This is a genomic window from Spirillospora sp. NPDC049652 (genome assembly GCF_040675125.1).
GTDB lineage: Bacteria > Actinomycetota > Actinomycetes > Streptosporangiales > Streptosporangiaceae > Spirillospora.
On record NZ_JBFAOF010000109.1, the window covers coordinates 1 to 13,209 of the forward strand.

Below are 13,209 nucleotides of genomic sequence, written 5' to 3' on the forward strand. Positions count from 1 at the left end.
CTGCCGCCGAGGCCGCGCCGAAGCGCACGCGGGCTCGCAAGAGCACCGCGACCGAGGCACCCGCCGAGGTCACGGCCGAGACCAGCGCCGACGCGCCGGTCGAAGCCGCGCCCAAGCGCACGCGCACCCGTAAGGCCGCCGCGACGGCTCCGACCGAGGCACCCGCCGTCGAGGCGACGCGGCCGGTCAATGCGGACGCGCCTGCCGCTGACGCCGCGCCCAAGCGCACGCGGACGCGCAAGGCCGCCGCGACCGAGGCGTCTGCCGAGGCCAAGGCCGCGCCTGATGCCGAGGCGTCCGCCGAAGCCGCGCCCAAGCGCACGCGGGCCCGTAAGACGGCCGCGACCGAGGCGTCCGCGGACGCGACGGTCGAGGCGGCGCCCAAGCGCACGCGCAGCCGCAAGGCCGCGACCGAGGTGTCCGCCGAGGTCGAGGCTTCGGGTGCGGCGGACGGCGTGACCGCCGAGGCCAAGCCGAAGCGGACGCGGAAGACCGCTGCCGCCGAGGTGACCGGCGACGACGTCGTGACGGCCGAGGCCGCTCCGGCGGCCGAGGCGGCGCCCAAGCGGACGCGGGCCCGCAAGACCACCACCGCCGCGGCGGAAGCGGCGGACGTGGTCGAGGGCAAGCCGAAGCGCGCGCGGAAGACGGCCGCGCCCGAGGCGGACGGCTCGGCCTCCGAGGCCGCGCCGAAGCGGACGCGGACCCGCAAGACGACCGCGACCGCCGCCGAAGCGGACGCCACGGACGCCGAGAGCGCCGCCAAGCCGCGGCGGGCCCGGCGGGCGGCCGGGGCTCCGGTCGAGGAGCCGCAGAGCGTCTGACCGCCGCTGACGCGTCCGTCGCGTCCAGCGCCGAGCAAGTGAGAACGCCGGTCCCGGACCTCCGGGACCGGCGTTTCCCGTACCCGGCCCCGCAGCATTCGAAGAACTTTCATGTTCGTTGCCCGGCCGATACGGGATCGCCGTCCTCCCGTTACCCCGGCCGCCCAGCGTTCTCCGCATGAGCTCCGGTCCCTCCCGCCGCCGTTTCCTCGCGTCCGGCGCGGCCGTCGCCGGTGGCGCGGCCGCCGCGTCCCTGCTGCCGCCGTCCGTGCACGCCGCCCTGGCCCGCCCGCTGCCGCCCGGCGGCCTGAAGGCGATCAGGCACGTGGTCTTCCTGATGCAGGAGAACCGCAGCTTCGACCACTACTTCGGGACGTTGCGGGGCGTGCGCGGATACGCCGACCGCAACGCGATCGAGCTGCCCGACGGGCACCCGGTGTTCCACCAGAAGGGCCTTCTCCGACGCGTGAGGCCGTTCCTCGCGCGGGACGCCGTGGGCCACGGCCCGCTCACCGACGTCAACTACATCGCGGGCCTCGACCACTCGTGGGACGGCGGCCAGAAGGCGCGCGGCAACGGCTGGCACGACGGCTGGATCGCCGCCAAGCAGCTCCCGACGATGGTCCACTACGACCGCCGCGACCTGCCGTTCCAGTACGAGCTGGCCGACACGTTCACGATCTGCGACGCCTACCACTCCTCGGTGTTCGGGCCCACCAACCCCAACCGGACGTTCCACTGGACGGGCACGATCGGCTACGAGCCCAACGGCCACCGCGCGGTCGAGAACGACGCCTACAGCGAGGACACGCACCCCGGCTACGCCCTCACCTCCTACGCCGAGCGCCTGTCGAAGGCCGGGGTGGGCTGGCGGGTCTTCCAGGAGTGGGACAACTTCACCGACAACCCGCTCGAGTTCCTGGTGACCTTCAAGCGGGTCATGCGCAAGGCGCTCGGTTCGTTCAGCCAGTACAAGAGCCTGACGGCGTTCTACGGGGACGTCGCGAAGGCCAAGCCCGCCGACCAGGCGACGATGCTCGCGAAACTGGACAAGGCCGTCGCGGCACTTCCGCCGGACGAGCGGGACCTGTTCGACCGGGCTCTGCGCCGCGTCCACGGCGGAACGCTCGCGAAGAGCTTCCGCGAGACGGTCGCCGCCGGACGGCTGCCGCAGGTGTCGTACATCGTGGCGTCGGCCGTCGACTCGGAGCATCCGAGCTCGGGCAGCCCGGTCCAGGGCGCGGGGATCACCTACGAGGTGCTGGACGCGCTGGCCTCGCATCCCGAGGTCTGGGAGTCCACGGCGCTGTTCCTGCTGTTCGACGAGAACGACGGCTACTTCGACCACGTCCCGCCGCCGCTGCCGCCCGCGTCCGCCAAGGAGGAGTGGGTGGACGGCAAGCCGGTCGGCCTGGGCTTCCGGGTCCCGATGATCGTGGTCTCGCCGTGGACGGCGGGCGGCAACGTCTGCTCGGAGGTCTTCGACCACACCTCGACGATCCGGTTCCTGGAGCGCTGGCTCGGCGTCCGGGAGCCCAACATCGGGCCTTGGCGCCGGACGGTCTCGGGCGACCTGACCTCGGCGTTCGACTTCACCCGGAGGTCGCGCCCGGCGCGTCCGGACCGGCCCGCCGATCCGCCGAAGTTCTACTTCCGCTGGCCGCCGCTGCCTCCCCTCGTCCAGAAGGACCCGGTCGTGGAACCGGGGGTCAAGCCGTCCCGCCCGCTGCCCTACCGGCCCGAGGCCAGCGCCCGCCTGGACGGCGACGCGCTGCTCGTCACCCTCCGCAACGACGGGACGCGCTCGACGCACTTCGCCCTCTACCCCTACGCGAAGGAGTTCGCGACACCGCGCCACTACGACGTCGCGAGGTCGCAGACCGATCGCGTCCCCCTCAAGGACGGCCGGTACCGCCTCACGCTGACCGGCCCGAACGGCTTCCGCCGCGAGTTCGCCGGGACGACCGGGGGCAAGGCTGCCGGGACCGTCGTCAGCTCGTCCGCCAAGGCCGCCCGCACGCTCGCGATCACCCTCGGCAACCCCGGCCGGGACGCGCTGACGTTCACCCTCCGCGCCCTCGCCTACGGGACGTCCACCAGGAAGATCACGCTCGCCCCGGGAGCCACCCGCACGATCACCTGGCCGACCCGCGACGGCTGGCACGACGTCGAGGTCAAGGCCGCCGAGGACGCCACGTTCCACCGCCGCCTCATGGGCCGCCTGGAGGACGGCCGCCCGGCCACGACCGGCTGACCGCGAGACCCGGAGCACCGAACCCCGGCCGACCCGCCGGCCGACCCGTCAGGCGGGGGCGTCGCGAAGGTCGAGCGCCCGCCTGGGGTGGTCGGTGATCAGGACCTCGACGCGCGGGTCGGCGAGGAAGCGGCGCATCTGCGGCTCGCCGTTGACCGTCCAGATCATCGCGGGGAACCCCGCGCGGGCGATCTGCGCGAGGACGCCGACGCGCGCCAGCCGGTGGTTCAGCGCCACCAGGTCGGCGCCGGACCTGCGGATCGCCCGGACCGGCGCGAAGTCGCGGTGCGCGCCGAGCTCCCACAGGCTGCGCCCGACCGACATCGCGACTCGGACGTGCGGGAAGTCACTCTTGATCTGCCGGATGCTCGCGACGTCTCGCGTGGTGACGACGAAGCCGTCCGGGCCGAGCGCCGCCTCGGCGAGCTCGACCAGCTCGGTCTCGCAACCGCGCTCCTTGAGGTCCAGGTGGCCGCGGGCGCGGCCGGCGATGATCTCCAGCGCCTCGCTGACCAGCGGGACCGGGTGGTCGGCGAGTTCGGCGGCGCGGTCGCGGGCGAGCCGCGCGAGCGGCAGGCCGCCGACCGTGGGATCGTGGTGGACGACCAGCGCGCCGTCCCCGGTGCGGCGGACGTCGATCTCGACGTACTCGGCGCCCGAGCCGGCGGCGTCGTGGAGTCCGGTCAGGCCCGCCGCGTCACGGCGGTGGGCGGAGACCGCCGGGTGCTGGGCCACGCCGGGAACGTTACCACCGAAGCCTCTTCGGCGGTGTTCCGACCGGGGCGTTCAGTATGCTGGCGGCCCGTGAGTACGCCCCGGTTCCTGACCCTGCCCTCCGGAGTGCGCCGGACGTTCGTCGAGACCTCCCGCGGGAGGTTCGCAGCCCTGGAGGCACTGCCCGGCTCCGGCGTGCCCGAACGGTGGCCGGCGCTGCTGGTGCCGGGCTTCACCGGGAGCAAGGAGGACTTCCTCTCGGTCCTGCAGACGCTCGCCACGGCCGGACGGCGCGTCCTCGCGGTCGACATGCGCGGCCAGTACGAGACCCCCGCCGGGACGGGCCCCGAGTCGTACACGCGCGCCGAGCTCGGCGCGGACGTGGCGGCCCTCGCCGCCGAGCTCGGCGCGGACGGCGACGTGCCGGTCCACCTGGTCGGGCACTCGTTCGGCGGCCTCGTGAGCCGGGAGGCGGTGCTCGCCCGGACGGCGCGGGTGGCGTCGTTCACGCTGATGAGCTCGGGTCCGGGCGCGCTGACCGGGCCGTCCGCCGACCGGGCCGTGCTGCTGCGCGACTCGATCCCGCAGCTCGGCATGGAGCAGATCTGGACGCTGGCGCTGGAGCCCGACGCGGTCCGCCGCGGCGTCCCGCCGAAGATCGTGGCCTTCCTCAAGGCCCGGTCGCTCGGCAGCTGCGAGACCGGCCTGATGACGATGGCGACCGAGCTGACGACCTGCCCCGACCGGGTGGACGAGCTGGCCAAGTTCATGGCCGAGGAGGGCCTGCGGACGCTCGTCCTGTACGGCGAGGACGACGACGTGTGGGACCCGCGCGTCCAGGCGGCCATGGCCGAGCGCCTCGGCGCGGAGAAGGTCGTGATCCCGAGCGCCGCGCACTCCCCGGCCGTGGACGCGCCGGAGACCACCGCCGCCGCGCTCACCGACTTCTGGTCGCTCGCCGAGCGCGCCCTCCGCTGAGCACGCCCTCCGCTGAGCGGGCCCTCCGCTGACGACCGTGCCCCCGCCACGCGCGAGGGACGACCGCTGATCCGCTGACCAGGACCGGCGTCGCCGGAGGCCGCCTCCACGCACCCCCGCTGACCGGGCCGAGCCAAGTAATGAAACACTTACTGAGGTTTGTCTCACCGGAGGTGCGTGATGGCGGCTACGGTCGTTCCCCCCGAAAGCGTCACCTGGCGCGTGCACATCGACCGGTCCATGTGGGTCGGCGGCGTCCGCGGCCTCATGCTGCAGGCCCTGCACCCGGTCGCGATGTGGGGCGTCTGGCAGAACTCCAACTTCCAGGAGGACCCGTTCGGGCGGCTCCAGCGGACCGCCGACTTCGTCGGCGCCGCGACGTTCGGCAGCCCGGCCGAGATCGAGGAGCTGGCGGCGCGCGTCCGCGGCATCCACCGCAGCCTGCGCATCCTGAACCACGACACCGGCCGGAAGGAGCGCCTGGACCAGCCCGAACTGCTGCGCTGGGTGCACTGCGCCGAGGTCCACTCCTACCTGGAGGTCGCGCGCCGGTCCGGGCTGCCCCTCACCGACGCGATGGCCGACCGCTACCTGGACGAGCAGCGCCACACGGCCACGTTCGTCGGCCTGCACGCCGAGGACGTCCCGGGCACCGTCCGGGAGATGGACGAGTACCTCCACGACATGCGCCCGGCGCTGCGCGTCACCGAGGAGGCCGCCGCGACCGTCCGGTTCCTGCTGTGGCCCACGCTGCCGGAGAACCTGCGGTTCCTCGCGCCCGGAAAGCCGGGCTACTTCCCGTTCGGCGCGCTCTGCTACTACTCGCTGCCCGCCTGGGCCCGCCGGATGTACGGCGTCCTGCCCGAAGTCCCCCAGCCCGCCGTCACCGCCGCGCTGCGTTCCTTCCGGACGGCCCTGAGCGCCGTTCCTGAGCGCCTGCACGACTACGCCTTCGCCAAGCCCACCCGCGACATGCTGGAGCGGGCTCGGCGGCGTCTGGCGGCCGAGGGCTACGACACCGGCCACGGCCTCTACGGCCTCCGCGACCCCCGCCGCTGGCCCGCCCGCCCCACGGCGTCGGCGGACGCCTGACACATCGGCGGAACGTCGGGACCGCACGACGTCAGGACCGCGGGACGGCGGGGCTCAGGGGCCTCCGCCGTCCCCGGCGGCGCCCGGTGCCGCGGTTCCCGTGCTCCCTTACTGGGACGGCTCGGCTTCGGCGGCGTCGAGGGCGGCCCAGGGGTCCTTGCGGGGTGCGGCCTGCTGCCCTTCGGGGCAGTGCCGGGAGAAGTCGCACCAGGCGCACAGGCTGCTCGGACGCGGCGGGAACAGCTCGTCCCACGGCGCGTGGTCGACCGGCGGGGCCTCCGCGGCGCGCGGACGCGGCACCCGGCGCGCCTTGTACGCCTCGTCGGCCGCGGACGCCTCGTCCGCGATCTGCTCGGCGCGCGTCACGTGCCGGCCGAGGGACTCCTCGGTGTGCTCCCAGACCGCGACCTCGCCGGACGGCAGATGGTGCAGCTCGACCCGGTTGCAGGGCTTGCGGAGCACGCGGGACGTGGCGACCGCGTAGAGCGCGAGGGCCAGCGAGCCGCGCGCGTCGTCGGCGCTGAGGACGTGCCGGCCGGTCTTGTAGTCGACGACGACCAGCTCACCGGAGCGCTCGTCCAGCCGGTCGATGCGTCCCGAGACCGCGAGCCGGGACGTGCGGGTCGCGACCGTCCGCTCGACGCCGACCGGCTCGTCCGCCGGGTCGATCCTGGCGACGTACCGCTCGACCATCTCGCGCGCCCGGGCCCGCCAGCGCGCGGCCTGCTCGCCGTCGCGGAACCCGTCGGTCAGCCAGCCGCGCAGCAGCAGCGTCCCGGCGGCCTCCGGCGTGCGCTCCCCGAGCGGGAGCTTCCACCAGTTCGCCAGGGCGTTGTGGACGCTCACGCCCACGCTGTTGTGCGCCCACCGCGGGCCCCTGGGCGGCGCCGGACGGTCCAGATAGGTCATCCGGTACCGGCGGGGGCAGTCCAGCCAGGCGTTCAGCCGCGACGGCGTGCAGGCGTAGAGCCGTCGCGGCATGTCCTCGAAGCCGAGCTGCTCCTGCTCCAAGGCGGTCCGCTACTCGTCGTCGCCCTCGGTGGCGAGCGCGCCCCAGCTCTCCCAGCGGGCGTCCTCGTCGCCGACGGTGGTCTCCTCGCCCTGGCCCGGCAGGACCCGCAGGTCCTTCGGCAGCGGGGTGAGCAGCGCGCCGATCGAGTTGAGCTGCTTGCGCAGGTCGTCGAAGGCGCCGCCGATCGAGCCCGGCCGGCCGCGGTGCAGGGTGTCGCCGGAGAACAGCACGCCGAGCTGCTCGCTGATCACGCTCACGCTGCCCGGGGTGTGCCCGGGGGTGTGCATGACCTCCAGCTGGACCTCGGCGATCTCGAAGACGCCGCCGTCCTCCAGCCAGATGTCGGGCTCCAGCGAGCGCAGCGCCTTGGCGTCGTCCTCGTCCTCCTCCTCGCGGGCGAGGCGGCCGAAGTAGTCGCGCCAGAGCAGCCGGTCGGCGCGGTGCAGGGCGATGGGGGCCCAGTTCTCCTCGTCCTCCTCGCCGGCCGCGGCGACCTCGAGCACCACGCTGAGGCGGTGCTCGTTGCCGTCGGTCAGCAGGACGGCCATGACCTCGCGGTCGCCGACCTCCTTGAGGATGGCCTCGGCGTCGTTCGCCGGGTCGATCACGATGACCTCTTCGTCGTCGCCGACGATGTAGGTGTTGGTCTCGACCTCGTACTCGGTGTCGTCCAGGGTCACCCGACCCGACGTCACCACCTGTTCGATGCGCGCGTCCACGCCCCGCACCCTACCGCGCCCCGCCCGCGCGGGCGACGAGCCGTTCGAACGCCTTCGGGTCGGTCGTCTCGCAACCGATCCGGTCGCCGCTCAGCTCGCCGTGGTCGTCGCTGGAGCCCGTCGCCGCCAGGCCCAGCCGGGCGGCGAGGACGCGCAGCGCGGCGCGGTCGTCCGGCTCGTGGCCGGGATGGTCGACCTCCACGCCGTCCAGGCCCGCCGCGGCCAGCCGGCCGATCACCTCGTCGTCGAAGACGTAGCCGCCGCGCCTGACGCGCGGATGCGCGAGGACCGACACACCGCCCGCGTCCCGCACCAGCCGGATGGCCTCCACCGGGTCGAGGGCGTAGCGGGAGACGTTGGCGCGGCCGTCCGTGCCGATCCAGTCGGCGGTGAACGCCTCGTCCATGGACGCGACGGTGCCCGCCTCGACCATGGCCCGGGCGATGTGCGGACGGCCGATGCGCGCGCCGGCCGCGATCCGCTCGACCTGCTCGACCGTGACGGACGAGCCGAGCTCGCGGAGCCGCGCGACCATCTCGCGGCCGCGGCCGTCCCGCGACTCCTGCAACCGCGCGAGTTCCGCGTCCAGCGCCGGATCGTCCGGGTCGAACAGGTAGCCCAGCAGGTGCAGGCTGCGCCCGCCCAGCGCGCAGGACAGCTCGATGCCCGGGACGAACTCCAGGCCGGGCGGCAGCGCGGCGCGCGCCTCGTCCCAGCCCCGCGTGGTGTCGTGGTCGGTCAGCGCCACCACGTCCAGCCCGGCCGCCGCCGCCCGGCGCACGACCTCGGCGGGCGGCCGCGTCCCGTCGGACACGCTGCTGTGGGTGTGCAGGTCGATCCGCATGCCCCGAGGCTATTGCCCGCCCCGGACATCGTCCGGCTGTCTCCGGCGGCTGTCCCGGAGCGGCCGCCGGGCGGTGCGCGGTCAGACGTCCAGGAGCGGGGAGGGGGCTCCGAACGGGACGTTGATCTCCATGCCGGGTTCGCGCAGGTCGAGCAGCGGCGGGCGTTCCAGCATCAGCGCCCCGGCGTCGGCGGGCCAGATCACCGTCCACAGCCACAGACCCTTCGCCTCGCCCACGTAGGCGGCCCGGTCCGGCTCGGACGGCACCGCCCACATCGACACGCCGTGACCGCCGGACGGCCCGTCCACCTCCAGCTTCACGTGCGGCGGACCGGCGTCGAAGCCCAGCCCCGGATCGGGGCCCGGCAGCCCGGCGAAGTGTGCGCCGAGCCCCACGCCCGGCTCCTCCGCCACCAGCAGCAGGTCCGCGGGACCGTGCAGCAGCCCCGGCCCGGCGAGCGCGACCGCCACGGCGCGCGCCCCGGTCCGCTCGTCGCCGGCGGTCGTGAACCCGGTGACCAGCCATCCCTTCGGCAGCGGCCAGGGCAGCCACACCGGCACCCGGGCGTCCCGCACGACCGCGGTGAGGCAGTCCTCGCTCGGCCGCTTGGCGGGTTGCCTGGGCAGGACGGCACCGTGCGCCGAGCACCACCAGTCGCTCGACCAGGCGTTCGGCGCACGCAGACTCCCGGCACAGCGCGGGCACATTGACTCTGCCCTCATAGCTATCCACCGTGTGCCCCGGTCCTCGCGGACGTCAAGGGGAGCCTGGTCAAATAAGTTCATGAGAGTGCCATGCGTGGGTGGAATCGTGCGGGACGGCCAGGACAGGCTCCTGCTGGTGCGGCGCGGGCGCCCGCCCGGCGAGGGCCTGTGGTCGGTCCCCGGCGGACGCGTCGAACCCGGCGAGTCCGACGCCGCCGCCGTCGCCCGGGAGCTGCTGGAGGAGACCGGGCTGGTCGTCTCCGTCGGCGCGCTCGCGGGCGTCGTTGAGCGCCCCGGCCCCGGCGACGTCACCTTCGTGATCCACGACTACGCCGCCACGGCCGTCGGCGGGACCCTCCAGGCGGGCGACGACGCCGCCGACGTCCGGTGGGTGCCGGTTTCCGAACTGGACGCCCTGCCGCTCACGCCGGGGTTGCTGGAGGCTCTGCGGGAGTGGGGGGTGCTCCCCCCGGCGACGCCTGCCCAGGCCACGAGCCGTCCTGCGGCCGATACGGCGGAGGGCCGTCCTGGGGCTGATACGGCGGAGGGCCGTCCTGGGACGCCGGGCCGTCGTGAGGCGTCGGATCGGTTCCGGGATTCGGGGCCGGCGAGTGGTCGCCGGGACGGTCGTCCTGCTTCGCCGGGGTCCGGTTCGTGACGCCCATCCGGCGGGCCAGCCAGGCGACGGCCAGGGCGTAGAGGGCGAGGGCCGCCACGTCCGCCAGCACCGGCAGGAACCCGACGCTGCCCTGGTCGAGGTCGAGCGTCCCGAGCGCGGCCGGGACGAGGAACGACATCAGGTTGTTGAAGGTGTGCACGGCCATCCCGGCCTCCAGGCCGCCCGTGCGGACGGCCAGCCAGCCGAGGATCGCGCCGAACATGAAGATGTCCACCGGGCCCCAGCCGGTGTAGTCGTGGCCGAGGGCGAACGCGCCGCCCGCGACCGCGATGCCCGGCCACGGCGTGCGCAGCACCCGGCTCAGCGCCCGCGCGACCGGCGCGGTGCGTCCCTCCAGCGTGTACGCGCCGACCGCCTGCACCAGCCAGCCGCGGAAGACGATCTCCTCGGCGGACGCCTGGAAAGGCACCAGCACGACCACGATCACGGCCGTGACCAGGAACTCTCCCCAGCCCACCCAGTGGCCGTCGTCCCCGCCGTCATCGCCGCCGAGCATCCCGGCCGCGACCGACAGCCCGAACGACACGGCCAGGAACGCCAGCGACAGCCCGCAGCAGACCAGCAGCCAGCGCCACCGGATCCGGCCCGTCACCGACAGCAGCGAGCCGGGGCGACGGCGCTGGATCCACCACGCCGCGAACCCGGCGACCGGGATCAGCAGCGCGAGCCCGGCCAGGTTGAAGACCAGGTCGGCGTTGGTGTCGCCGAAGATCGAGCCGTCCTCGCCCGAGTCGTCCAGGCTGTGCCCGGTCGCGGTCCAGACGATCGCCATCGGGATCATCAGGACGACCATCGCGACGATCGCCCCGCCCAGCACGAACAGCGACCCGACCAGGGGCCGCCACCAGCGGTTCCGCTCGGTCCGGGCGAGCTGGTGGTACCGCCTGCCGGGCGGCGGCTCGTCCGTCCACGGCTGCTTGACCTGCGGATACCCGTAGGGCTGCGGATACTGCCCGCCGTAGCCGTACCCGTAGGGATACGGGTGGGCGGGGGCCTGCTCCGGGTACCGCGGGTACTGGGGGTGCTGCGGCTGCCCCTGCGGGCCCTGCGGCCACTGGGCCTGCGGGCCCTGCGGCCACTGGGCCGGAGCCTGCGGCTGGGCCGGAGCCTGTGGTTGCGGCTGCGGTTGCGGGTGGTGAGGTTGTGGTGGCTCCTGGGATGGGCCGTCCTGCCGCGGCGGCCCACCGTCCGGCCGGGCCCAGCCGGACGGCTCCGGCTGCTGCGGCGAATCGGACGGCGGCGGTCCCGGATGCTGCGACACCTGCGTCTCCCCTGGTCAGCGGCAATATGGTCCCGGGACGATAGTAGGCGCGCACGGCTCCCGGAGCCCCGCCGGTGAGCCGATCTTCAGGAGGTTCGCAGCTGCGGCTCAGCTTTCCGGCGGCTCGAAGGACTTCGTCCGGGCGAGTCCGGCGGCGCGGCCCTTGGCGGCGATCACGAGCGCCATCTTCCGGGACGCCTCGTCGATCATCTCGTCGCCGAGCATGGCCGCGCCCCGGCCCTGCACGGACGTCGCGTGCTCGTAGGCGTCCAGGATGAGCTCGGCGTGGTCGTAGTCGTCCTGGGCCGGGGAGAACACCTCGTTGCCGGCGTCCACCTGGGACGGGTGCAGCACCCACTTGCCGTCGAAGCCGAGCGCCGCCGACCGCTGCGCCACGCGCCGGAACGCATCGACATCCCGCACGTTGAAATACGGTCCGTCGATGGCCTGCAGGCCGTGGGCGCGGGCGGCCAGCAAGATGCGCATGAGGATGTAGTGGTAGGCGTCGCCCTCGGTGTATCCGGGCGGCTGCTCGCCCACGACCAGGGTCCGCATGTTGATCGACGCCATGAAGTCGCCCGGTCCGAAGACGAGCGTCTCCAGCCGGGGCGAGGACGCGGCGATCGCGTCGATGTTCGTCATGCCCCGCGCGTCCTCGATCTGGGCCTCGATGCCGATGCGTCCGACCGGCAGGCCCGTCGCGCGCTCGATCTGGGTGACGAGCCGGTCGAGCCACTGGACGTGCGTGGCGTCCTGCGCCTTCGGCAGCATGAGGCAGTCGAGGTTCGCGCCGGCGCCCTCGACGACCTCGATCACGTCCCGGTAGGCGTGCGGGGTGTCCAGGTCGTTGATCCGGACCACCCGGACCTTGCCGGTCCAGTCGCCCTCGTTCAGCGCCGCGACGATGTTCTTGCGCGCGTCCGCCTTGGCCGAGGGCGCGACCGCGTCCTCCAGGTCGAGGAAGATCTCGTCCGCGGGAAGCCCCTGCGCCTTCTCGATGAAGCGCGGATTGCTGCCGGGGACGGCGAGGGTGGTACGTCGCGATCGCATGGCGCGGATGCTACCCAGACCCTCCCGGTGTGAGACGCTGGCGGCATGGGTGATACGCGATCGGCCCTGATCGAGGAGGCCCTCAAGAAGTCCGGCATGCTGTGGCTGGTCCTCTCGGGGTCGCCCCAGCCGCACGCCGCCTGGCACGTCTGGCATGACGGCTCGGCGTACGTGCTCACCGGGGGCGAGGGCGAGCAGCCCCTCCCCGGCCTGCCGGACGCGACCCGCGCGAAGGTGATGGTCCGCAGCAAGGACAAGGGCGGCCGGCTCATCACGTTCACCGCCGCCGTGGAGATCGTCGAACCGGGCACCGAGCTCTGGGACGAGATCACCCCGGTCATGGCGAAGGAACGGCTCAACGCGCGCTCGCACGAGGGCCAGGCCGGGACGTGGGCCACCGAGTCCTGGATCGTCCGGCTGACTCCGACCGAGGAGGTCCAGGAGGCGCCGGGCGAGTACGACGACTCCTACGCCACGGTCCGTCCGGTGCCGACCCCGGCGACGACGGCGGGAACACCGCCGCGGATGTTCGGCGCCCGCCGCCGCGCCGACCGCTGAGCCCTCCCTCGCGCTGACGGCCGAGCGGCCCAACGGCCGAGCGGCTCAGCCGCCGAAGGTGCGCCCGTCCCGGACGGCGTGGAGCTTGTCCGGGTTGCTCACCATGTGGACGGTCGAGATCAGGCCGTCCTCGTCGGTCGTGACGCTGATCGTGCCGAGCAGGCGGCCCCCGCCCTCCATGATCAGCCCCGGCGCGCCGTTGATCTCGGCCCAGCTGAGCCGCCACTCGCCCACCGGGACGCCCTGCCACGGCCGCCCGGTCACCGCGAGGAGGAACCGCACGAACTTGTCCCGGCCGTGGATGACGCGCAGCGCCGCGCGGACCTTGCCGCCGCCGTCCGTCCAGAGCGTGACGTCGGGCGCGAGGACGGCCATGAGCCGGTTGATGTCGCCGCCGACCGCCGCCTCCAGGAAGCGGTCGACGGCGGCGCGGCGTTCGTCCGCGGGCGCGTCGAAGCGGGGGCGCGACGGCCGCCGTCCGACTTCCAGCCTGGTCTTTCACGAGCAAGGGAGTGGGTG

The 13,209-nt window shown here is 74.0% G+C and carries 12 protein-coding genes and 2 pseudogenes; 6 read left to right on the forward strand and 8 right to left on the reverse strand.

Annotated features, from left to right (window positions below; translation table 11 throughout):
* Both AB0J52_RS10500 and AB0J52_RS10505 read left to right on the forward strand, forming a co-directional pair.
* Window positions 1-824: pseudogene (locus AB0J52_RS10500) on the forward strand (hypothetical protein); the annotation flags it as partial.
* A 178-nt stretch (window positions 825-1,002) separates the two neighbouring features.
* Complete coding sequence (locus AB0J52_RS10505; protein WP_500181309.1) at window positions 1,003-3,078, forward strand: phosphocholine-specific phospholipase C; 2,076 nt, start codon at window positions 1,003-1,005, stop codon at window positions 3,076-3,078.
* 48 nt (window positions 3,079-3,126) lie between these two features.
* On the opposite strand, the gene AB0J52_RS10510 is transcribed toward AB0J52_RS10505, so the two are convergent.
* On the reverse strand, window positions 3,127-3,813 hold the full coding sequence (locus AB0J52_RS10510) for a glycerophosphodiester phosphodiesterase (protein WP_500181310.1): 687 nt from the start codon (window positions 3,811-3,813) through the stop codon (window positions 3,127-3,129).
* Window positions 3,814-3,882: 69 nt separating this feature from the next.
* Between AB0J52_RS10510 and AB0J52_RS10515 the strand changes: the two genes are divergently transcribed.
* Both AB0J52_RS10515 and AB0J52_RS10520 read left to right on the forward strand, forming a co-directional pair.
* Window positions 3,883-4,770, forward strand: a complete 888-nt coding sequence (locus AB0J52_RS10515) for an alpha/beta fold hydrolase (RefSeq protein WP_500181311.1) — start codon at window positions 3,883-3,885, stop codon at window positions 4,768-4,770.
* Window positions 4,771-4,950: 180 nt separating this feature from the next.
* Complete coding sequence (locus tag AB0J52_RS10520; RefSeq protein WP_500181312.1) at window positions 4,951-5,862, forward strand: oxygenase MpaB family protein; 912 nt, start codon at window positions 4,951-4,953, stop codon at window positions 5,860-5,862.
* A gap of 108 nt (window positions 5,863-5,970) precedes the next feature.
* Here AB0J52_RS10520 and AB0J52_RS10525 read toward each other — a convergent pair whose 3' ends face one another.
* From AB0J52_RS10525 to AB0J52_RS10540, 4 genes are all read right to left on the reverse strand, one after another.
* On the reverse strand, window positions 5,971-6,843 hold the full coding sequence (locus tag AB0J52_RS10525) for a RecB family exonuclease (protein ID WP_500181320.1): 873 nt from the start codon (window positions 6,841-6,843) through the stop codon (window positions 5,971-5,973).
* A gap of 39 nt (window positions 6,844-6,882) precedes the next feature.
* Window positions 6,883-7,593: an MBL fold metallo-hydrolase gene (locus AB0J52_RS10530; protein WP_500181313.1), complete on the reverse strand. Its 711-nt coding sequence runs from the start codon at window positions 7,591-7,593 to the stop codon at window positions 6,883-6,885.
* A 10-nt stretch (window positions 7,594-7,603) separates the two neighbouring features.
* Window positions 7,604-8,437 (reverse strand): PHP domain-containing protein, encoded by an 834-nt coding sequence (locus AB0J52_RS10535; protein ID WP_500181314.1) that lies wholly within the window; start codon window positions 8,435-8,437, stop codon window positions 7,604-7,606.
* Window positions 8,438-8,518: 81 nt separating this feature from the next.
* Window positions 8,519-9,160, reverse strand: a complete 642-nt coding sequence (locus AB0J52_RS10540) for a DUF6758 family protein (RefSeq protein ID WP_500181315.1) — start codon at window positions 9,158-9,160, stop codon at window positions 8,519-8,521.
* A gap of 61 nt (window positions 9,161-9,221) precedes the next feature.
* Here AB0J52_RS10540 and AB0J52_RS10545 point away from each other — a divergent pair.
* Window positions 9,222-9,521: pseudogene (locus AB0J52_RS10545) on the forward strand (NUDIX hydrolase); the annotation flags it as partial.
* A gap of 43 nt (window positions 9,522-9,564) precedes the next feature.
* Here the strand turns inward: AB0J52_RS10545 and AB0J52_RS10550 are convergent.
* Window positions 9,565-11,082, reverse strand: coding sequence for a CPBP family intramembrane glutamic endopeptidase (locus AB0J52_RS10550; protein ID WP_500181316.1), 1,518 nt, complete (start codon window positions 11,080-11,082; stop codon window positions 9,565-9,567).
* A 108-nt stretch (window positions 11,083-11,190) separates the two neighbouring features.
* The gene (locus AB0J52_RS10555) at window positions 11,191-12,132 is read right to left on the reverse strand and encodes an HpcH/HpaI aldolase/citrate lyase family protein (protein ID WP_500181317.1); all 942 of its coding nucleotides are present in this window, start codon (window positions 12,130-12,132) and stop codon (window positions 11,191-11,193) included.
* A gap of 45 nt (window positions 12,133-12,177) precedes the next feature.
* Between AB0J52_RS10555 and AB0J52_RS10560 the strand changes: the two genes are divergently transcribed.
* Window positions 12,178-12,690, forward strand: coding sequence for a hypothetical protein (locus tag AB0J52_RS10560; protein ID WP_500181318.1), 513 nt, complete (start codon window positions 12,178-12,180; stop codon window positions 12,688-12,690).
* A 45-nt stretch (window positions 12,691-12,735) separates the two neighbouring features.
* On the opposite strand, the gene AB0J52_RS10565 is transcribed toward AB0J52_RS10560, so the two are convergent.
* Window positions 12,736-13,065, reverse strand: coding sequence for a hypothetical protein (locus tag AB0J52_RS10565; protein WP_500181319.1), 330 nt, complete (start codon window positions 13,063-13,065; stop codon window positions 12,736-12,738).
* Window positions 13,066-13,209: the final 144 nt, after the last annotated feature.